Source organism: Lyngbya sp. CCY1209, assembly GCF_035615495.1.
GTDB lineage: Bacteria > Cyanobacteriota > Cyanobacteriia > Cyanobacteriales > Microcoleaceae > Limnospira.
On record NZ_JAJENU010000463.1, the window covers coordinates 1 to 18,994 of the forward strand.

Below are 18,994 nucleotides of genomic sequence, written 5' to 3' on the forward strand. Positions count from 1 at the left end.
CGACTCAAGTCGCCGTTCGTTTTTCCTCCCTGCTCTAAAGAGACAGAGCTTCCAAACGTATCGGAGATTTTACGTGAGATCGAATCCCGATCTGCGCCTTTCGTCGGACGACCCGGCGATCGCGATCGGTCTACGGTGAGATCGACCGCAATCCGCCTGTTTTCAATCTATGTCCCGCCGTCGAAAGCGATTTCAATTTTGTCTGAGTACCGTCCTGACCGCTTTGCTGGTCATCGCTTGCAGTTCCCGCAACTTGCAAGTCACCTCCCCGGACGGGGATATCCGGATCGATGTCGAACTGCGGGAGGGACGACCTCACTACAGCGTCATCGCCGCCGGAGAAACCGTCATCGAACCCTCCCCCCTGGGGTTGAAATTTCAAAATGCCGAACCCCTGACGGACGATTTGAGAGTGACCGACACCGAACTGAACGCCGTCGATCGCACTTGGAACCCCGTCTGGGGCACCGACTCCACCATCCGCAACAATTATCAAGAATTGGTCGTCTCCCTCGAAGAAACCGCCCCCCCCAACCGCCGCTTGGATTTGCTGTTCCGCGCCTACGACGACGGCATCGCCTTCCGCTACCGCCTGCCGGAACAGCCGAACCTGGGAGACTTCGACCTCACCTCGGAAGAAACCTATTTCCGCTTCGCCGAGGATTACAATTCCTGGTGGATTCCCGCCAACTTCGACAGCTACGAGCGCACCTACCGCAACACCCCCATCAGCGAAATAGCCGGCCGGGACTTCGACCGAAAGGCGACAGCCTGGGAAGATCTGAAATTCGCCGAATACACCGAACCCCACGCCGTCAACACCCCCATCACGATGGAGAGTCCCGATCAATCCCGCTATCTCAGCGTCCACGAAGCCGCCCTCACCGACTACGCCGGCATGACCCTCAAAGCCCAGAGCGATCGGCCCGGGACCTTCAAAAGCCACCTCGTCCCCTGGCCGGACGGCGTGAAGGTGAAGGCCTCCACCCCCCACGTTTCCCCCTGGCGGATGGTGCAAATCGCCGACACCCCCGGCGACCTGATCGAATCCCACCTGATGCTCAACCTCAACGAACCCTCCCGCATCGAGGACACCTCCTGGATCGAGCCGATTAAATATATCGGCATCTGGTGGGGGATGCACCTGGGCAAATTTTCCTGGGCCGCCGGTGAAAACCACGGCGCCACGACCGATCGCGCCCAACGATACATGGACTTCGCCGCCGAACACGGCATCGATGCCGTCCTGGTGGAAGGTTGGAATACCGGGTGGGAAAGCTGGGGGGAAAAGGACGCCTTCGACTTTACCGAACCCTACCCCGACTTCGACCTGGAGGCGGTGGTGGAATACGGGCGCTCCAGAGGGGTGGCGCTGATGGGCCACCACGAGACGGGCGGCGATGTCGTCAGCTACGAACGGCAAATGCAGGAAGCCTTCCAACTGTACGGCGACCTCGGCGTTCCGGCGGTGAAAACCGGCTACGCCGGCGCCATCCGCCCGGAGGGGCAGCACCACCACGGCCAGTTTATGGTCAACCACTACCGGGAGGTGGTGAAGTTGGCGGCGCGGCACCGAATCGCCGTCAACGCCCACGAACCCATCAAAGGGACGGGCATCGAGCGCACCTGGCCGAATATGATGACCCGGGAGGGGGTGCGGGGCATGGAGTGGAACGCCTCCAAAGAATTCCCGGACAACCCGCCGGAACATACGCTAATTTTGCCCTTCACGCGGATGCTGGCCGGACCCCTGGACTACACGCCGGGAATTTTCGACCTCGTTGATCCGGAGTACCGGCCGGAGAGCCGGGTGCAGACGACCCTGGCCAAGCAACTCGCCAATCTGGTGATCCTCTACAGCCCGGTGCAGATGGCCGCGGATTTGCCGGAGAATTACGAGGGACACCCGGCCTTCGAGTTTGTGGAGCGGGTGCCGACAGATTGGGACGAGACGCGGGTGATCAACGGCGCGATCGCGGACTACATCACGATCGCCCGCCGCCGGGGGGAAAGCTGGTATTTGGGCAGCGCCACCGACGCCGAAGCCCGCACGCTGGAGATCCCCCTGGATTTCCTGGAGGCGGGGCGCACCTACGTCGCCCACGTCTTTGAAGACGGCGAAGAATCGGACTATCAAAACAACCCCCAAGCCTATCAAATTAACCGCTATTTGATGGCGGGGGAAGATCTCCTGAAAGCGAATCTGGCGCCGTCTGGCGGACAGGCGGTGATTTTGGAGCCGGCGACGCCCGAAGACCTGCGGAGATATCCCCGCTACGGGAATTCTGAGGTCTGAGTGATCGCCCCCCGGATCGGAATGGCGGACCGGAATCACCTTGCCATAAAAACAGCTTTGGGGAATTAAAAATGTTGGCAAAAACCCGGTTTATCCGGCATCCCCGAAGGGTCAGAAACCCGATTTCTCGGATGCCCATCAATTTGAAGCGACCGGGTTTCTGGCGGTATAATTTTTTCAGTCAAATCATTTTAAATTTGAGATTCGATGACGGATGCCAACGTTGAAAATCTAATCATAATCGGTTCCGGTCCAGCCGGGTACACCGCCGCCATCTACGCGGGGCGAGCCAATTTGAAACCCGTCGTTTTTGAAGGATATCAGATGGGGGGGGTTCCGGGCGGACAGTTGATGACCACCACCGAAGTCGAGAATTTTCCCGGCTTTCCCGACGGCATCACCGGCCCCCAATTGATGGAGCGGATGAAGGCCCAGGCGGCTCGGTGGGGGGCCGAATTGATCGCCGAGGATGTCGTCGCCGTCGATCTCTCCCGCCGGCCCTTCACCGTCCGCTCCGAGGAGCGGGAATTGCAAACCCACAGCATCATCATCGCCACCGGGGCCACGGCTAAACGGTTGAACCTGCCCTGCGAAGAGCAATTTTGGAGCCGGGGGATCTCCGCCTGCGCCATCTGCGACGGCGCCAGTCCGTTGTTCAAGGGGGTGGAACTGGCGGTGGTGGGAGGGGGAGACTCCGCGGCCGAAGAGGCGGTTTATCTGACCAAATACGGCAGCCGCGTGCATTTGTTGGTGCGCCGGGACGAACTCCGGGCCAGCAAGGCCATGCAGCAGCGGGTGTTCGAGAACCCGAAAATTACCGTCCACTGGAATACCGAGGCGATCGATGTCTTCGGAAACAGCACAATGAAAATGGAGGGAGTCCGCATCAAAAATAACCGCACCGGGGAGGAGGAGGAGTTGTCCGTGGGGGGGTTATTTTACGCGATCGGCCACACCCCCAACACCGGGATTTTTGAGGGGCACTTGGAGCTCGACGAGGTGGGTTACATTGTCACCCGCCACGGTGGCGTGGAAACCAGCGTGGAGGGGGTCTACGCCGTGGGAGACGTCCAGGACCGGGAGTTTCGTCAGGCGGTGACGGCGGCGGGGAGCGGCTGCATGGGGGCGATGCTGGCGGAGCGGTGGCTGTCGGCCTCCGGGCTGGCTCGGGAATTCAAGCAGGCGGAACCGCCGAAAACGGCAACAGAAGCGCCCCAACAGGCGGAGGCGGCCGATACGGAGGAAACTTACGATCGCGACCTGACGAGACACCGGGGTTCTTATGCGCTGCGGAAACTCTACCACGAGAGCGATCGCCTGATTTTGGTGAAGTACGTTTCGCCCACCTGCGGCCCCTGTCAAGTCCTGAAACCGATTTTGGACAAGGTGATCGACGAATTCGAGGGCAAAATCCACTCCGTCGAGATCGACATCGAACAAGATCCCGACATCGCCCAGAATGCGGGGGTGGTGGGGACTCCGACGGTCCAGTTATTTAAAAATAAGGATCTGGTCCGAGAATTGAAGGGGGTGAAGCAAAAAAGTCAGTATCGGGACGCGATCCAGAGTAACCTGTGAAAGAGTCGCAAAGCTCGAACCTGGCTCCCGATTCCCGATTTTTCCCAAACCATGACTTCGACTAAATCCCGATTTTCTCGATTTTGGACGCGATCCGGTCGGATGGGCGTCTCGGCGTGGATGATGGCGGTCGGAGCGCTGATCACCGTGATTTTTGTCGCGATCGCCCTTTTTTCTCCCCTGTTTCTGGCCTGGGGCTGGATCCAGAGTCCGACGGAATTTCTCGCCAACCCCGTCCACTCGCCACCGGCTCCGCAACACTGGTTCGGGACCGATCGCCAGGGCTACGACATCTTTTCCCGCACTCTATTCGGCACCCAGGTCGCCTGGAAAGTGGTGCTGCTGGCGACGGTGTTGAGTCTGGCGACCGGCGTCCCCCTGGGTCTGGTGAGCGGGTATCTGGGGGGGAAGGCGGACCGGGTGCTACTGTTTTTGATGGATACGATCTACACCCTCCCCGGGCTGCTGCTGTCGATCACGTTGGCCTTCGTGGTGGGGCGGGGGGTGTTCAACGCCGCGATCGCCCTGAGTATCGCCTACATCCCCCAATATTATCGGGTGGTCCGCAACCACACCGTTAGCGTCAAAACGGAATTGTTCGTGGAGGCGGCTCAGGCGATGGGGGCCGACACCTGGACGGTTCTCTCCCGCTACCTGTTCTTGAACGTGATCCGCAGCGTCCCGGTGCTACTGACGCTGAATGCGGCCGACGCCGTGCTGATTTTGGGGGGGTTGGGATTTTTGGGCTTGGGGCTCCCCCCGGAAACCCCCGAATGGGGCCACGACCTGCGGCTGGCCCTGGAGGCCCTGCCGACGGGGATTTGGTGGAGTCCGCTGTTTCCCGGGCTGGCCCTCACCTCGATGGTGATCGGGCTGTCGCTGCTCGGAGAGGGGATAGACGACTGGGTGAACCCCCAACTTCGCAGTCGGGGCGGACGGCAAAAATGATCAATCAATCAATCTCCCGACCATCTATTGTCGGACGGTGTGACGTCAAAAACTTAACTTGATTTAATGTTTGACGGGCTTCCAAATTTTGAGATCTGAGCTACCTTAACAGAAAAGGATGACAGGCCGGAGAACCGAAATTCTCGCACCCATCGGGGACAATTTCCCGCGAGTCGCGAGGGAAGTTCTCCTCCTCAAGCCGGTTTCAGTTTTTCGGGTTCGTCGGGCGGACTCCGAACGGCACTCCTCACGTCTCGAAAATTTCAGCCGGCATTCCCAGAGCCCATTTGAGAGTCGGGAGTTTCGAGTCTTTCGAGTTCCGAGGTTCCCCCGGGAGGAGACCAGAACCGGTGCGATCGCCCGGTTTGTCGCTCAAAACTGTCCGACCCATCTGACCAACTTGATCAGATGAACCGATCGGATCAATTCATCTCGCCCCCGGCTCATCCAATTTGACATGGGTTTGTTAGACTGAGATCCGGGCAACGGCAGACGGTCCGGTCGTGACATTTCCGGGATGCGATCGCCTCCCACCCCACCCCTGTCAATTGCGACTTGATATCGAATCATGCCCTGATCCCAAATGCCGCGCGATCGCGATCGGTTTCACCCGCGAGTGCGACTCCGATGCGGCGACAAATTTTTCCGATGGCGATGAGTTCCATCGCGTCAACCTGCGGATTGGAAAGTGCCGACACTTCCGAAACGAAGCAGGAAGAGAACACCGAAGCCGTCCGGCCTCATGGGGGTACGGGTCACTTCGGATCGATGTCTAAAAACGGTGTATGAAGGAATCCAAACCCAACAAACTCTCGGACAAGCTAACATGGATCGAGTAATCCCCAATTGGAAAACCGATTCATAGAGCTTTCAATGAATTGTAAAACCCCTGCCAATCCGAATCCCTAATGGGGGAGACCGATCGCACACAAGCGGGTCGATGGCGACGGCCGCACTCCGACTAAAAATGACTCAAATCCCCATCCAGCCTTCGGGGCAGCTCGGAGAACGTCCGGGTTTGGGAATCCCCGCCCAATTTTTGTAAAAGAGGCTAAAATCGTTGAGGATTTTGAGGAGTGTCCGCTGCCGTCCCCAGAAAAAGCGGTATTTTTACCCCGCCTGACGGGCGGATCGGGATGAAACGCAAAGTGTCTGCGATCGTCGCACCCGACCCGACGGCAAGACCCAGTGAGGAATTGGCTAAACTATCTACAGACAGATCTGTTCTGTCTCTCGTGATTGATTCTTGAATTGAGGAGCATGAGGAACGCGGCATGATCCAAATCAAAAACGGACTCGCAACCACCATTGAGCCTGAAATGGAAACGCTTGAATTGTCTAACCCCCAATCCGACCGAGATTTGGTTGATAACTTGCTCGAAGCCGGAGACGCTCTCGAAGAGGAATTTGAGGAGTCCCAACCCGACGACGAGGCGGCTAAGGCGGGAAAAATCACCAAATCCCGACGTCGCGCCCAAGCTAAAAAGAAGCACTACACCGAAGATTCGATCCGGCTGTACCTGCAGGAAATCGGCCGCATCCGGCTGCTGCGGGCCGACGAGGAAATCGAACTCGCCCGCAAAATTGCCGACTTGCTCGAATTGGAGCGAATTCGGGAAAAATTGATCGAACACTACCATCGGGAACCGAACGAACAGGAGTGGGCGAGCGCGGTGGACATGAACCTGCCCGAATTCCGCCGCCGCCTGTTTTTCGGCAGGCGGGCCAAGGACAAAATGGTGCAGTCCAACCTGCGGCTGGTGGTGTCCATTGCCAAAAAGTACATGAACCGGGGGTTGTCGTTCCAAGATCTGATTCAAGAAGGCAGCTTGGGCCTGATCCGGGCGGCCGAAAAGTTCGATCACGAGAAGGGTTACAAGTTCAGCACCTACGCGACTTGGTGGATTCGCCAGGCGATCACCCGGGCGATCGCCGATCAGTCCCGCACGATCCGGCTTCCGGTTCACCTCTACGAAACCATCTCCCGGATCAAAAAGACCACTAAACTGTTGTCCCAGGAGATGGGCCGCAAACCCACGGAGGAAGAAATCGCCACCCGCATGGAGATGACCATCGAAAAGCTGCGGTTCATCGCCAAATCCGCCCAACTGCCCATTTCCCTGGAAACCCCCATCGGTAAGGAAGAGGATTCCCGCCTGGGAGACTTCATCGAGTCGGACGGGGAAACCCCCGAAGATCAGGTCTCCAAAAGCTTGCTGCGCGAAGATCTCGAAAGCGTCCTCGACACCCTCAGCCCCCGGGAGCGGGACGTGCTGCGGCTGCGCTACGGACTCGACGACGGGCGGATGAAAACCCTCGAGGAAATCGGCCAGATTTTCAATGTGACGCGGGAGCGAATCCGCCAGATCGAAGCCAAGGCGCTGCGGAAGCTGCGCCACCCCAACCGGAACAGCATTCTCAAGGAATACATCCGCTGACACGAAGGGGATTCGGAGTCCGTTTTCAAAAAAGGGGCGCATCGCGCCGGCATCCTTCTCGGGGCGAGAAGGGCTGGGAAACCTTGAGGATGTCCCAATGGATCCTCAAGGTGGTATAATGGCGCTGCGTTTCAATTTGCTATCTCAATTCCGGCTTTCGGGCCGGGTCGGGTGCTGGCTACACCTCGACTGACGGAGGTGGAGGGATCTGTATATATATCCCCCACCTCCTACATCAAGCCCCAAAAGTGGAGGAGGCCCTGACCGGAGAACAGTTCGATGAGGACGGCGCTGATGAAGCCGACCATCGCCAATCTGCCGTTCCAGTTTTCGGCGCCTGCGGTAAAGCCCCAATTCCAGGCGTTGCGGTTTTGTTCTTCCATGATGTGACTCCTATGTAACAGATGGTGTCGTCTTATTGTAAATTAATGTAACGAAAAATCTTCGGACTCGCAAGGCGATCGCACCCAGATCTGTCCGCGAACGTAGGTAGATTGGCTCGGGGCGGAGCGGGGGTCTGGGGTCGGGGGGCGGGGAGAACTGACGCTCCCCTCGATTCTTCTATCGTTTTGTTAAGAATATGAGTCAAACCGGGTAAAAAAACCGATTAAACCGTTTAATTATTCTCATAAGTTTTAAGTTATTTCAACAAGGTTATCGATTTGTTTCAGCCCTGCTCAAATTCCGAATGTCGTGATAAATCGTCCTTTTTAAGCGGTAGGATGTAGAGATGTAAACATTGAAATTTAATGAAAAACTTGTTATGGGAATCGCTACAGTCAACCCGGCGACAGGAGAGTTGGTCAAATCTTTCGATGCCCTGACAGATGAAGAGATCGAGGTTTGTCTGGAAACGGCGGCAAAAGCGTCGGTTAGTTACCGTTATTTGCCGATGGAAAAAAAATCCGAGTGGATGAACCGGGCGGCCGACATTTTGGAGCGGGATGCGAAACGATTTGCGAAAATCATGACATTGGAGATGGGAAAACCCATCAAAGGCGCGATCGCGGAGGTGAAAAAAAGCGCCTGGGTGTGCCGGTTTTACGCCGAAAAAGCCGCCGAATTTCTGGCGGATCTCCCAGCCGAAAGCGACGCGAGTCGCAGCTTCGTGCGCTACCAACCCATCGGCCCGGTGCTCGCGGTGATGCCCTGGAACTTCCCCTTCTGGCAGGTGTTCCGCTTCGCGGCGCCGGCGCTGATGGCAGGGAACGTGGGGTTACTCAAACACGCCTCCAACGTGCCCCAGTGCGCCCTGGCGGTGGCGGAAATCTTCCGGGAGGCGGGATTTCCCGAGGGCGCGTTCCAAACCCTGCTGGTGGGGGCGAGTCAGGTGGCTCAAATTGTCGCCGACGATCGCATCAAGGCCGCGACCCTGACGGGGAGCGAACCGGCCGGCGCCAGTTTGGCGGCTCAAGCGGGTAAAAATCTGAAAAAAACGGTGCTAGAATTGGGGGGGAGCGATCCATTCATCGTTTTGGAAAGTGCCGATCTCGAGGCGGCGGTGGAGACGGCGGTGACGGCCCGAATGCTGAACAACGGCCAGTCCTGCATTGCTGCCAAACGGTTCATTCTTGACGAGGCGATCGCCGGAGAATTTCAACAAAAGTTGGTCGAGAAATTTCAGGCGCTGAAAGTGGGCGATCCGATGCTGCCGGATACGGATGTCGGACCCCTGGCGACGCCGGGAATTCTCGAAGATATTGACAAACAGGTGCAAGCTTGCCGAGCCAAAGGTGCGAAGGCGCTCACGGGGGGTCAGCGGCTCTCCGACCGCCCGGGAAATTTCTATCCGCCGACGATTTTAGCCGACATTCCCCGGGGAACTCCGGCCTACGAGGAGGAATTTTTCGGTCCGGTGGCGCTGCTGTTCCGGGTTCGGGGCATCGACGAGGCGATCGAACTGGCGAACAGCACATCTTTCGGTTTGGGCGCAAGTGCATGGACGACAGACGCGGCCGAGCAGGATCGCTTAACCTTGGAGTTGGAAGCCGGGGCCGTCTTTATCAACGGTTTGGTGAAGTCCGATCCGCGGCTTCCCTTTGGCGGCATCAAACGCTCCGGCTACGGGCGCGAGTTGAGCATCCAAGGCATTCACGAGTTTGTCAACGTTAAAACCGTCTGGATTAAATAATGGGGACGCCAAATTAGAAGTTCAACCTTCAATCGTCAACCCGGGGAAGAGAGAGCCAGCCACTCTCTTTGAACCCATATTTTTCGATTGAAATCGACCGGTTTTAACTCCCGAAGTTCGCTGAACTTCTAAGGATAACTCTCCACTTTTTTAAATCACTTTTTCTAACTGAAAACGTACCACATGAATACAGCCGAACTCTTGGTCAAGTGCCTCGAAAATGAAGGGGTACAATATGTCTTCGGACTGCCCGGGGAAGAGAATATGGACATTCTCGAAGCCCTGAAGGAGTCCTCCATCCAATTTATCACCACCCGGCACGAACAGGGCGCCGCCTTCATGGCGGACGTCTACGGACGCCTGACCGGAAAGGCGGGGGTCTGCCTGTCCACCTTGGGACCGGGTGCCACCAACCTGATGACGGGGGTGGCCGACGCCAACTTGGACGGTGCCCCTCTGGTGGCGATTACGGGCCAGGTGGGGACGGACCGGATGCACATCGAATCCCACCAGTATCTAGATTTGGTGGCGATGTTCTCACCGGTGACGAAATGGAACGCCCAAATCGTGCGGCCGAGCATCACGCCGGAAATCGTCCGCAAGGCGTTTAAATTGGCGCAGACGGAGAAGCCGGGGGCGGTGCACATCGATCTGCCGGAAAATATCGCCAGTATGCCCGTGGAGGGGAAACCCCTGGAACGGGATCGGCGGGAAAAAAGTTATTCGGCTTACCACAGTATGAACGAGGCCGCGATCGCCATCTCGAAGGCGGTCAACCCGATCATTTTGGTGGGTAACGGGGCCCTACGGGCGAATGCCAGCGAGGCGGTGACGGAATTTGCCACCCAACTCAATATTCCGGTGGCTAATACGTTCATGGGTAAGGGGGCGATACCCTACACCCACCCGCTGTCCCTGTGGACGACGGGGCTGCAACAGCGGGATTTCATCAGTTGCGCTTTTGATAAGGCGGATTTGGTGATCGCGATCGGCTACGATCTGATCGAGTATTCGCCCAAGAAGTGGAACCCCCACGGCAAGATCCCGGTCATCCACGTCGGCGCCAACGCGGCAGAAATTGACAGCAGCTACATCCCGATCGCTGAAATTGTTGGTGATATCTCGGATTCGCTTTACGAGATCCTGCGCCGGTCCGATCGCACCGGGAAACCCGACCCCTACGGCATCAAGATGCGGTCGGATATCCGCCAAGATTACGAGCGCTACGCCACGGACGACGGCTACCCGATCAAACCCCAAAAGATCATCTACGATCTGCGGCAGGTGATGGGTCCGGAGGATATCGTCATTTCCGACGTGGGCGCCCACAAAATGTGGATGGCGCGGCACTACCACAGCGATCGCCCCAACACCTGCCTGATCTCCAACGGGTTCGCGGCGATGGGGATTTCCATTCCCGGCGCGATCGCGGCGAAGCTCGTCCATCCGGAGCTGAAAGTGGTCGCCGTCACCGGCGACGGCGGCTTCATGATGAACTCTCAGGAGCTCGAAACGGCCCTGCGAGTCGGGACGCCCTTCGTCACCCTCATTTTCAACGACGGCGGCTACGGCCTGATCGAATGGAAGCAGGAAGATCAGTTCGGTTCGGCTTCATTTATTAAATTCAGCAACCCGGATTTTGTCAAGTTCGCCGAAAGTATGGGTCTGAAAGGATACCGGATCGAGGCGGCGACCGATTTGGTTCCCGTCCTCAAAGAAGCCCTGGCGCAAGACGTTCCGGCGGTGATCGACTGTCCCGTTGACTACCGGGAAAATGCCCGCTTCAGCCAACGCGCAGGGGGACTTTGCTGCCCCATTTAAAGGTGGTTTGAAAGCGTTCTAAAGCCCCGCTTTTCTCTTTAGATGACTCAACAATTATTTGGACAGGTCGGCTATGGCAAACCTGTCCTTTTTCTATAGCAGTTGTCTATCTGTTTCGATACGTTTCGATCCCCCATTATCCCCCCTGATCTCCTCCCTTACAAAGGGCCCGGCTGTTTCATTCTCCCCGAAAAATGGCGGAGGGAGCGGAGGGAGCAGAGGGAGCGGAAGGAGCGGAAGGAGGATTTTTCGGAATAAAAAGGTGTTTTTAACCGGAAAAAAACCTTCGTCCATCGATTGGGTATTTGACCGAATTTGAGATCAATTGCGATCGCTCAAATCCGCGTCCACCGCGCCGCCGGGATTGTGGGCGATCGTCATCTGCCGGTTGGGCAGATCCGAACCCTGTTCGGCATCCTGGGGAACCTCCGCCTCTTCTTCGGAATGTTTGAATTTTTGTTCGAGTTCAACGGCGGGTTGAGTTTGATTTTCGGGTCGTTCAAAATTCTGTTTGTCGGAACTCATGTCAATTCTCCTATTTGCTCTTGTTTTTAGTGTGGAACTCAAATCAAAATTTGACATCCTGCTAAAGCTAGACATCAACCGAAACGGCCGCTCACATATTTTTGAGTCGCCTCTTCTTCGGGATTGTCAAAAATCTTGTCGGTGTCGTCGTATTCCACCAAATAACCGAACCGACTTCCGGACTCCTGTTCCCGGGCGTTAAAAAATGCCGTCAAATCCGCGACCCGCGCAGCCTGCTGCATATTGTGGGTGACGATAATTACCGTGTATTTTCCCTTCAATTCGTGGATCAAATCTTCCACCTGTTCCGTCGAAACCGGGTCCAGAGAAGAACAGGGTTCGTCCATCAAAATCACGTCCGGCTTGAGTGCCACGGCCCGGGCGATACAGAGGCGCTGCTTTTGTCCGCCAGATAAAGATAAACCGTTTTCTCTGAGTTTATCTTTGACCTCGCCCCACAGTGCCGCCTGCTTGAGAGAATTTTCCACCAACTCATCCATATCACCGGAATACTTGTTGATGCGGGCACCGTAGGCAATATTTTCGTAAATGGATTTGGGAAACGGATTCGGCTTTTGAAAGACCATCCCAATTTGACGGCGAACTTTTACCGCATCTACTTTGGGATCGTACAAATTTTTACCTTTGTAAGAGAGTCGCCCTTCCAGACTAAAACTTTCGATCAGATCGTTGAGACGATTGAAGCAGCGAATCAAGGTACTTTTGCCGCAACCGGAGGGACCGATCAGGGCCGTAATCTGATTTTTTGGGATTTCCATGTTGACATCTTTCAACGCCAACGCTTCCCCGTAATAGACGCTCACATTTTCGACATTCAGGAGGCTTGTATTTGAAGAATTGTCAGATGCCATTGTATTCACCTTATCGATTATCTAAACTATTGCCGCCATCAATATTGCTGTTTTTTGGTCATCCACCGGGAGAGAATGCTGGCAATCAGCACCAACAACACCAGAATCAGAGATGCGGCCCAAGCCAATTCCTGCTGGTTGTCAAATGCGGAGGTGGCAAAGTTAAAAACCACCACCGAAAGGGCGGGGATCGTTTCATCAAAAACGCCGTCGGGCCAGTAGGGGGAATACAGCACCGTAAAAATCAGCGGTGCGGTCTCTCCGGCGGCCCTCGCGAGGGCGAGGGTGGTGCCCGTAATGACGGCGGGGAGAGCGGCGGGAAGTACGATTTGTAGGACGGTGTGAAAGCTGGAGGCACCCACCCCGACGGACGCCCAGCGCACTTCCTGGGGGACGATTTGCAGGGCTTCGTCGGTGGTTCGCACGACGATGGGAAGCATCAAAATTGCCAGGGCGATTCCACCGGCAAATGCCGAGAATTTTCCCATCGTCAAAACGATGACAGTGTAGGCGAAAATTCCCACGATAATGGACGGAACGCCGCTCAAAACGTTCGTGAAAAAACGAATCCACTTGGCAATCTTTTTGGAACTGAATTCGGACAGGTAAATTCCGGCAGCGATGCCGAATGGGATGCTGACGACTGCCGCGATCGCCACCAATAACAGCGTCCCCGCGATCGCCGATCCGATGCCGCCACCGGATTCCATCGCGGCGGGAGGAATGCCCGTCAATAAGTCAAAATTCAGGCGGCTCAATCCCTTGATGGTGACGTAGGCGATCACCAAAAATAGGGGCAAAATTGCGATTCCCAGGAGGAGAAACGCCACCGTCGTTAGGATGCGATCGATGAGGGTTCGCGCTTCCAAACCCGACGTTTCGATATCGCGATCGCCGAAATTTTCGAGTTGCTGTGATGTCATCGTAAAACCCCATTGCTTGAACGTTAAAAAGTCAGTATTTTTTGACCTGCTGCACGATCCACTCTGCCATCACATTGACGACCAAAGTGATCAAAAATAAGATGAGTGCCGCGTACATCAGCGCCGCTTCTTGCAGTTCGCTCGCTTCCCGAAATTGGCTGGCAATTAAGGAGGCGATCGTGTTGGCGGGGGCGAGGATGGACAGACTCAAATCGTTGCTATTTCCGATTACCAACGTCACGGCCATCGTTTCCCCCAAAGCACGTCCGAGCCCCAACATAATGCCCCCGACGATGCCGGAAAAAGCGGCGGGTAAAAGAACGCTAAAAATGGTCTGCCAGCGGGTGGAACCGACGCCGTAGGAAGCCCCCCGCAATTCCGGGGGAAGGGAGGCGAGGGAGTCCCGAGAAATGGCGGTGATAATTGGCAAGATCATGATGGCGAGAATCACCCCCGCCGGAAGCATTCCGGGGCCTTTGGGTTGGGTGCTGAACAGGGGTATCCATCCGAGGGTTTTGTGCAGCCATCCGCCGATATCGGTGAGGACGGGAATCAGGACGTAAATCCCCCACAATCCGTAGACGACGCTGGGAATTGCCGCCAACAGTTTGACCAAAAATGTCAGCACCGTCCGCACGGAAGCGGGGAGGAAATTCTCGCTCAAAACGATCGCGGTTCCGATGGCGATGGGGACGGCAATTAACAGGGCAATTAAAGAGCTGATTACCGTCCCGTACATCATGGGAAGCACGCCGTAATCGCGCTCCGGCGGATTCCAAGCGCTCGAACCCAGGAATCCCCAGCCGAATTTTTGGATGGCGGGAACAGCCGCCAAACCCACTTGAATCACCATCCAAAAGAGAAGTGCGGCGACTCCGAAGGCGAGGATTCGGGTCGTCCAGATAAAACTGCGATCGAAAAATAATTCTAAACTCGAGCGATCGGGCGCCGAAGTTGGTGCATCTTGAGTAGAAGAAGTCATAAAATTGATTGATGATGTCGAGTCAAAACTGACACTACAACTCTACAAAATGACTGACTTTCTGCCGTCCGTCAGGGGATAGATTTTAAAGTTTATCTATTTTGTGAGATGATCTAACCCAAGTTTGAAATCTAATAAAAACGGCGATTTTTTTGGAAAAATTAACCTAAATTTATGCTCTTATTAATCTTTTATTAACCGGAGCTTGGTATGATTGGGGGTTAGATCAATAATTTTTTCTCGTATCGAATAGCTTTCGTATATACTGTTACATAATTGGTCAACCCCTTCGACTGGAAAATTTTTGTCGCCTTCCCGAGCGTCAGCGGAGCGTCCTTCTGGCTAAATTGCTGATCGAATCGACCGCCACCGTCAACCCGACAAAAATGGTCAGAGTTCCCAAAAGTCCGCCGTAGTTGAAGCTGCTGAGTTGTTCCGCCAGCAAGCGTCCCAGTCCCCCCGCCCCGACCAACCCGACGATCGCCGTCGAACGGATGCACACTTCCCAGCGGTAGAGGATGTACGCCAAGAAACTGGGGAGGGTGCGGGGGAGAATGCCGTAGAGAAACACTTTCGGGCCGTCCGCACCGAGGGAGGCGAGGGCTCGCAAGGGAGGCTGTTCCAAATTTTCGGTTACTTCCGCCATCAGCCGCCCCAAAATGCCCAAATTGTGCAATCCGAGGGCGATCGCGCCGGGTAAAATTCCGGGGAATAATATAAATAGAAAAATCAGCGCCCAAATCGGTTCGGGAACCGCCCGAGAAAATAACAAAACGAAGCGATTCACAATTAAAACTATCCATCCCCAACTCAATTTCGAGTCGGATTTGGAGGCGATGGGGTCGAGAATTCCGCCGGGAAGTAATAAATTATTGCTGGCTAAGAATGAAAGTAAAATCCCCCCAAATCCCGCCAATGTCATCGCCAGAATCGACATCGCCACGGTTTGTTTTGACAAAGTGAAGAGTTGAGACAAATCGCCGAATTGGGGTGGAAAGGCATCGTCCAAGATTCCCCCCAACAGGTCGAAGGTGCGGGGCGACCACAATTTTCCATAGTCGGCGTCGATGTAGATAAAAGAAAAGACAATCAAAATGATGGCGAAAATCGCCGAAAACTGCGGGAATGAAATGCGGCGGTGTGTCGAAATTTGGGAGTTGGGAGAGGGCGATCGCGATCCCCCCCCAGCCCCCCCTTGGGAAGAAGGGGGGGAGTCTGATCCCCCCCCAGCCCCCCCTTGGGAAGAAGGGGGGGAGTCTGAAGGCAAGTTCAAATCCAGGCGGGAGGGTGCGCCCAATTCGTGCCGCAGTCGGGCGCTCCAAATGTCCGTCAATCCCGTCAAAATCAATAGGGCGATCAACAGCGTCCAAACCTGTTCGTAACGCAGGGCTTGCAGACTCAATAAAATCTCGTAACCCAACCCCCCCGCGCCGATGGTACCCAACACGGCTGCCGAACGGATCGAACATTCCAGCCGATAGAATGTGTAGGATAAAAGGTTGAGAAATGCTTGGGGGAATATCGTATAAAGAAACGCTTTGGCGGGGGAAACGCCACTATTTAAAACGGCAAATAAAGCATTTCGGGGTGTTTCGTCCAAAATATCCGAAAAAACCTTGGCAACGATCGCGCCGAACGGAAGGGCGATCGCGACCACGGCCACCAGCGGATCGAGTCCGAAAATATTGACAAAAAAGACCCCCCACAACGCCTCGTGAATGGAACGGGGAAAAGCCAGAATTGCCCGCCAGAATATCCGGGGCGATCGCGCACTTTGGGGATGGACGGATTTCCACCAAATCTCGGAGGAAAATAAACCCAAAAACGTCCCGAAAAACACACTTAAAAACGTGCCGCAGACCGCAAAACTCATCGTTTTTAAGGTCGCATTTAGAGTCAGTTGGAGAAATTCCGGACTCAAATCGGGGGAAACTGCGGCGGTCAGAAATTGCCACACCAGCGTCATGCCGCCGGGATTCACCAATTCCCCGCTAAAAATTCCCGCCACTTGCAGCGACCAAACCAGGGAAACGATAAAAACAGTTCCCCAGAATAAATGCCAATTCAGGAGAGAAGGACGTTTAATATTCGCCGGTTTCAACATGAATCAATTCTGGCAAATCTGGTTGTGTCCCCAAAGCGATCGGGCGCAAGCCAGGGGCCCCTACAAGTAAAATTTTGGCGATCACATTTTTTTGTATTCCAGAGGTTCGCAAAAGGGCTGAACTCCCGTTTTTAAAACGTAAATGACGACCGGAGTTACCAACAATTCCGGACATTGATTTAATTCCATCAAATGGGCGACTATCGGGGCGATATTTCCCCGCAATAAATCTTCCCGGTAGGTTTCGTCGCAAAGGGTGACGCGATACCGCTTCGCCAAACCGTCCAGCCAATTTTCTGAAGTGGTGGGAGATTGCCCCACATGAATCGCCATCGAGATCGCGGCATCTTCGAGATCTCCCTCGCAATCCTCAATGTTATCCAACGCTTCCAAAGCGGCGGAATATTCCGCCAACTGGGAACGGAACTGGGCGATTTCCTGGGAAGTTAGAATGATATCAGACATGGATTTTATCAAACAAATTAAGAATCAGAAACCCGATCGCGATCGAACCAAGTTGTCAGGGCGATCGCCAGCGCATCGGCGGCATCGTCCGGCTTCGGAATCGCCTCCAAATTTAACTCCCTCGCGACGGCTTCTTGAACTTCATATTTTTGGGCATTTCCGTAACCCGTCAACGCCTGTTTCACCTGTGCCGGAGTAAACTCAAATAGGGGGAGATGTCGCTGCGCCAAAACCAACAATAACACCCCCCTCGCCTGGGCGACAGAAATGGTATTTCCCATGCGATAAAAAAACAGTTTTTCCACTCCGACAATATCCGGTTTCCACTGGTCGAGTAGGGTGTGTACATCCCCGTAAATCGTTTCCAGGCGATCGCCGAGGGATTGGCCGGGAGATGTCTGAATGGCGCCGAAATCGATCGCACATTCCGACGCTTCCCCAATGCCATTTTCCGGGGTCCGACATTCGATTACCCCGAACCCCAGCGTCGCCAATCCCGGGTCAAATCCGATAATACGAGCGATCATAATTCCACCCGCGTCGCAGGGGCATCCTGCCGGTGATAACGATTAATTGTCCTCCGGTTCCGGCAACCCGAACACCTGGCGGAAAACCTTCTGCACTTTCGACCCCGAATCGATGGATTCCAGGGGATCTTTCCGCAGTCGGTGGCGTAGGCACAGCGTGATCACGCGGCTGATATCATCGACGGTGACTTCCGTATGTCCCTCCAACGCAGCCAGGGCTTTTGCCGCCCGGTTGGTGACGATATCTCCCCGCAGTCCATCCACGTCCAATTCCGAACAAACTTGGGAAATTTTCACCCGCAGATCGTAATCCATTTCCACGGAAGACAATCGCTCTTGGGCGTCAACAATCCTTTGCTGAAGTTCCTCCTGGGATATTTTATACTCTTCTAAAAAGTGGGGCGGATTTTGGTCGAAAGCGGTGCGCTGTTCCACAATTTGCACCCGCAGATTGGGTTCTTTCACCGTGCGGATTTCGGCGTGCATCCCGAAACGGTCCAGCAGTTGGGGGCGCAATTCCCCTTCCTCCGGGTTCCCCGAACCCACCAACACGAACCGGGCCGGGTGGCGGATGGAAATGCCCTCCCGTTCCACCGTGTTCCAACCGCTGGCCGCGGAGTCGAGGAGGACGTCCACCAGGTGATCGTCGAGGAGGTTGACTTCATCGACGTAGAGAATGCCGCGGTTTGCTTTAGCCAGAAGTCCCGGTTCAAAGGCTTTCACGCCCTCGGCCAGGGCTTTTTCGATGTCGATCGTACCGCAGACCCGATCTTCCGTGGCGCCGAGGGGCAGGTCGATCATTTGCACTTTGCGGCGGATGACGGGGAGGGCTTCCGACAGGTTCACCCGTTCCCGCACCCCGTCGCTCATCAGTTCCGGGTCTTTGGGGTCGCTGTTGAAGGGGTCGTCGGCGACGATTTCGATTTCGGGCAGCAGGTCCGCCAACGCCCGGATGGTGGTGGATTTGCCCGTGCCGCGATCGCCCATGATCATCACGCCGCCGATCTTGGGGTCGATCACGTTGAGGAGGAGGGCCAGTTTCATTTCCTCCTGGCCGACGATCGCCGTAAACGGGAATACGGGGCGACGTCCAGCAATTGTGGCTTTGGGTGTATCAGTGGTGACGGCAGTTGGACTCACAATTAATTCTCTGTTTCCGGTGTACCGTATTTTATTGTTGCACATCGGGGCGATCGTATCCCCCTAAATCCCCCTTTGTCAGGGGGACTTTCAGATGTCGGTCGGTTTGAGAAGCGATCGCATCCCCCTAAATCCCCCTTTGTAAGGGGGACTTTGAGAAGTCGGTGGGTTTGAGAAGCGATCGCATCCCCCTAAATCCCCCTTTGTAAGGGGGACTTTGAGAGGTCGGCTGGTTTGAGAAGCG

At 55.4% G+C, this 18,994-nt stretch carries 16 protein-coding genes; 7 read left to right on the forward strand and 9 right to left on the reverse strand.

The genetic code is table 11. From position 1 onward, the window contains the following. The first annotated feature begins 169 nt into the window (after positions 1-169). The 5 genes from LKE08_RS14710 to rpoD all read left to right on the forward strand — a co-directional run bounded on the left by LKE08_RS14710 (position 170) and on the right by rpoD (position 7,260). A complete protein-coding gene (locus LKE08_RS14710; protein WP_324704991.1) occupies positions 170-2,296 on the forward strand; it encodes a glycoside hydrolase family 97 protein in 2,127 nt (708 codons plus the stop codon). Positions 2,297-2,503: 207 nt separating this feature from the next. After that, positions 2,504-3,874, forward strand: a complete 1,371-nt coding sequence (trxB, locus tag LKE08_RS14715; RefSeq protein ID WP_324704992.1) for a thioredoxin-disulfide reductase — start codon at positions 2,504-2,506, stop codon at positions 3,872-3,874. A 51-nt stretch (positions 3,875-3,925) separates the two neighbouring features. Next, the gene (locus tag LKE08_RS14720) at positions 3,926-4,822 is read left to right on the forward strand and encodes an ABC transporter permease (protein ID WP_324704993.1); all 897 of its coding nucleotides are present in this window, start codon (positions 3,926-3,928) and stop codon (positions 4,820-4,822) included. A 555-nt stretch (positions 4,823-5,377) separates the two neighbouring features. Next, positions 5,378-5,611 carry a hypothetical protein gene (locus tag LKE08_RS14725; protein WP_324704994.1) on the forward strand — a complete coding sequence of 78 codons (234 nt, stop codon included), beginning with the start codon at positions 5,378-5,380 and terminating at the stop codon, positions 5,609-5,611. A gap of 485 nt (positions 5,612-6,096) precedes the next feature. After that, positions 6,097-7,260 carry an RNA polymerase sigma factor RpoD gene (rpoD, locus tag LKE08_RS14730; protein ID WP_324704995.1) on the forward strand — a complete coding sequence of 388 codons (1,164 nt, stop codon included), beginning with the start codon at positions 6,097-6,099 and terminating at the stop codon, positions 7,258-7,260. Positions 7,261-7,490: 230 nt separating this feature from the next. Here the strand turns inward: rpoD and LKE08_RS14735 are convergent, their stop codons facing one another. Beyond that, complete coding sequence (locus tag LKE08_RS14735) at positions 7,491-7,643, reverse strand: chlorophyll A-B binding protein (protein WP_324704996.1); 153 nt, start codon at positions 7,641-7,643, stop codon at positions 7,491-7,493. Positions 7,644-8,023: 380 nt separating this feature from the next. Here LKE08_RS14735 and LKE08_RS14740 point away from each other — a divergent pair, with 380 nt between their 5' ends. Continuing rightward, positions 8,024-9,391, forward strand: coding sequence for an NAD-dependent succinate-semialdehyde dehydrogenase (locus LKE08_RS14740; RefSeq protein WP_324704997.1), 1,368 nt, complete (start codon positions 8,024-8,026; stop codon positions 9,389-9,391). Between the two features lie 183 nt (positions 9,392-9,574). Beyond that, entirely contained in the window at positions 9,575-11,212 is a 1,638-nt protein-coding gene (locus LKE08_RS14745; RefSeq protein ID WP_324704998.1) for an acetolactate synthase large subunit, read from the forward strand. Between the two features lie 321 nt (positions 11,213-11,533). Here LKE08_RS14745 and LKE08_RS14750 read toward each other — a convergent pair whose 3' ends face one another. From LKE08_RS14750 to bchI, 8 genes are all read right to left on the reverse strand, one after another. Next, positions 11,534-11,737, reverse strand: a complete 204-nt coding sequence (locus tag LKE08_RS14750) for a hypothetical protein (protein ID WP_324704999.1) — start codon at positions 11,735-11,737, stop codon at positions 11,534-11,536. A gap of 74 nt (positions 11,738-11,811) precedes the next feature. Then, positions 11,812-12,609: a phosphate ABC transporter ATP-binding protein PstB gene (gene pstB / locus LKE08_RS14755; protein WP_324705000.1), complete on the reverse strand. Its 798-nt coding sequence runs from the start codon at positions 12,607-12,609 to the stop codon at positions 11,812-11,814. 38 nt (positions 12,610-12,647) lie between these two features. Continuing rightward, positions 12,648-13,532, reverse strand: a complete 885-nt coding sequence (pstA, locus tag LKE08_RS14760) for a phosphate ABC transporter permease PstA (RefSeq protein WP_324705001.1) — start codon at positions 13,530-13,532, stop codon at positions 12,648-12,650. Positions 13,533-13,563: 31 nt separating this feature from the next. Then, on the reverse strand, positions 13,564-14,514 hold the full coding sequence (gene pstC / locus LKE08_RS14765) for a phosphate ABC transporter permease subunit PstC (RefSeq protein ID WP_324705002.1): 951 nt from the start codon (positions 14,512-14,514) through the stop codon (positions 13,564-13,566). Between the two features lie 322 nt (positions 14,515-14,836). Continuing rightward, positions 14,837-16,618 carry an ABC transporter permease subunit gene (locus LKE08_RS14770; RefSeq protein WP_324705003.1) on the reverse strand — a complete coding sequence of 594 codons (1,782 nt, stop codon included), beginning with the start codon at positions 16,616-16,618 and terminating at the stop codon, positions 14,837-14,839. Between the two features lie 81 nt (positions 16,619-16,699). Further along, the gene (locus tag LKE08_RS14775) at positions 16,700-17,083 is read right to left on the reverse strand and encodes a hypothetical protein (protein WP_324705004.1); all 384 of its coding nucleotides are present in this window, start codon (positions 17,081-17,083) and stop codon (positions 16,700-16,702) included. A gap of 17 nt (positions 17,084-17,100) precedes the next feature. Continuing rightward, entirely contained in the window at positions 17,101-17,610 is a 510-nt protein-coding gene (ruvC, locus tag LKE08_RS14780; RefSeq protein ID WP_324705005.1) for a crossover junction endodeoxyribonuclease RuvC, read from the reverse strand. Between the two features lie 42 nt (positions 17,611-17,652). Continuing rightward, positions 17,653-18,750 carry a magnesium chelatase ATPase subunit I gene (gene bchI, locus LKE08_RS14785; protein ID WP_324705006.1) on the reverse strand — a complete coding sequence of 366 codons (1,098 nt, stop codon included), beginning with the start codon at positions 18,748-18,750 and terminating at the stop codon, positions 17,653-17,655. Positions 18,751-18,994: the final 244 nt, after the last annotated feature.

What these genes read in the sequence shown, in the direction of transcription:
- LKE08_RS14735 (WP_324704996.1), bottom strand. Translation starts at nt 7,643, where the DNA reads ATGGAAGAACAAAACCGCAACGCCTGGAATTGGGGCTTTACCGCAGGC.
- pstC (WP_324705002.1), bottom strand. Translation starts at nt 14,514, where the DNA reads ATGACTTCTTCTACTCAAGATGCACCAACTTCGGCGCCCGATCGCTCG.
- LKE08_RS14750 (WP_324704999.1), bottom strand. Translation starts at nt 11,737, where the DNA reads ATGAGTTCCGACAAACAGAATTTTGAACGACCCGAAAATCAAACTCAA.
- LKE08_RS14710 (WP_324704991.1), top strand. Translation starts at nt 170, where the DNA reads ATGTCCCGCCGTCGAAAGCGATTTCAATTTTGTCTGAGTACCGTCCTG.
- trxB (WP_324704992.1), top strand. Translation starts at nt 2,504, where the DNA reads ATGACGGATGCCAACGTTGAAAATCTAATCATAATCGGTTCCGGTCCA.
- LKE08_RS14770 (WP_324705003.1), bottom strand. Translation starts at nt 16,618, where the DNA reads ATGTTGAAACCGGCGAATATTAAACGTCCTTCTCTCCTGAATTGGCAT.
- LKE08_RS14720 (WP_324704993.1), top strand. Translation starts at nt 3,926, where the DNA reads ATGACTTCGACTAAATCCCGATTTTCTCGATTTTGGACGCGATCCGGT.
- LKE08_RS14745 (WP_324704998.1), top strand. Translation starts at nt 9,575, where the DNA reads ATGAATACAGCCGAACTCTTGGTCAAGTGCCTCGAAAATGAAGGGGTA.
- LKE08_RS14775 (WP_324705004.1), bottom strand. Translation starts at nt 17,083, where the DNA reads ATGTCTGATATCATTCTAACTTCCCAGGAAATCGCCCAGTTCCGTTCC.
- pstB (WP_324705000.1), bottom strand. Translation starts at nt 12,609, where the DNA reads ATGGCATCTGACAATTCTTCAAATACAAGCCTCCTGAATGTCGAAAAT.
- rpoD (WP_324704995.1), top strand. Translation starts at nt 6,097, where the DNA reads ATGATCCAAATCAAAAACGGACTCGCAACCACCATTGAGCCTGAAATG.
- LKE08_RS14740 (WP_324704997.1), top strand. Translation starts at nt 8,024, where the DNA reads ATGGGAATCGCTACAGTCAACCCGGCGACAGGAGAGTTGGTCAAATCT.
- ruvC (WP_324705005.1), bottom strand. Translation starts at nt 17,610, where the DNA reads ATGATCGCTCGTATTATCGGATTTGACCCGGGATTGGCGACGCTGGGG.
- pstA (WP_324705001.1), bottom strand. Translation starts at nt 13,532, where the DNA reads ATGACATCACAGCAACTCGAAAATTTCGGCGATCGCGATATCGAAACG.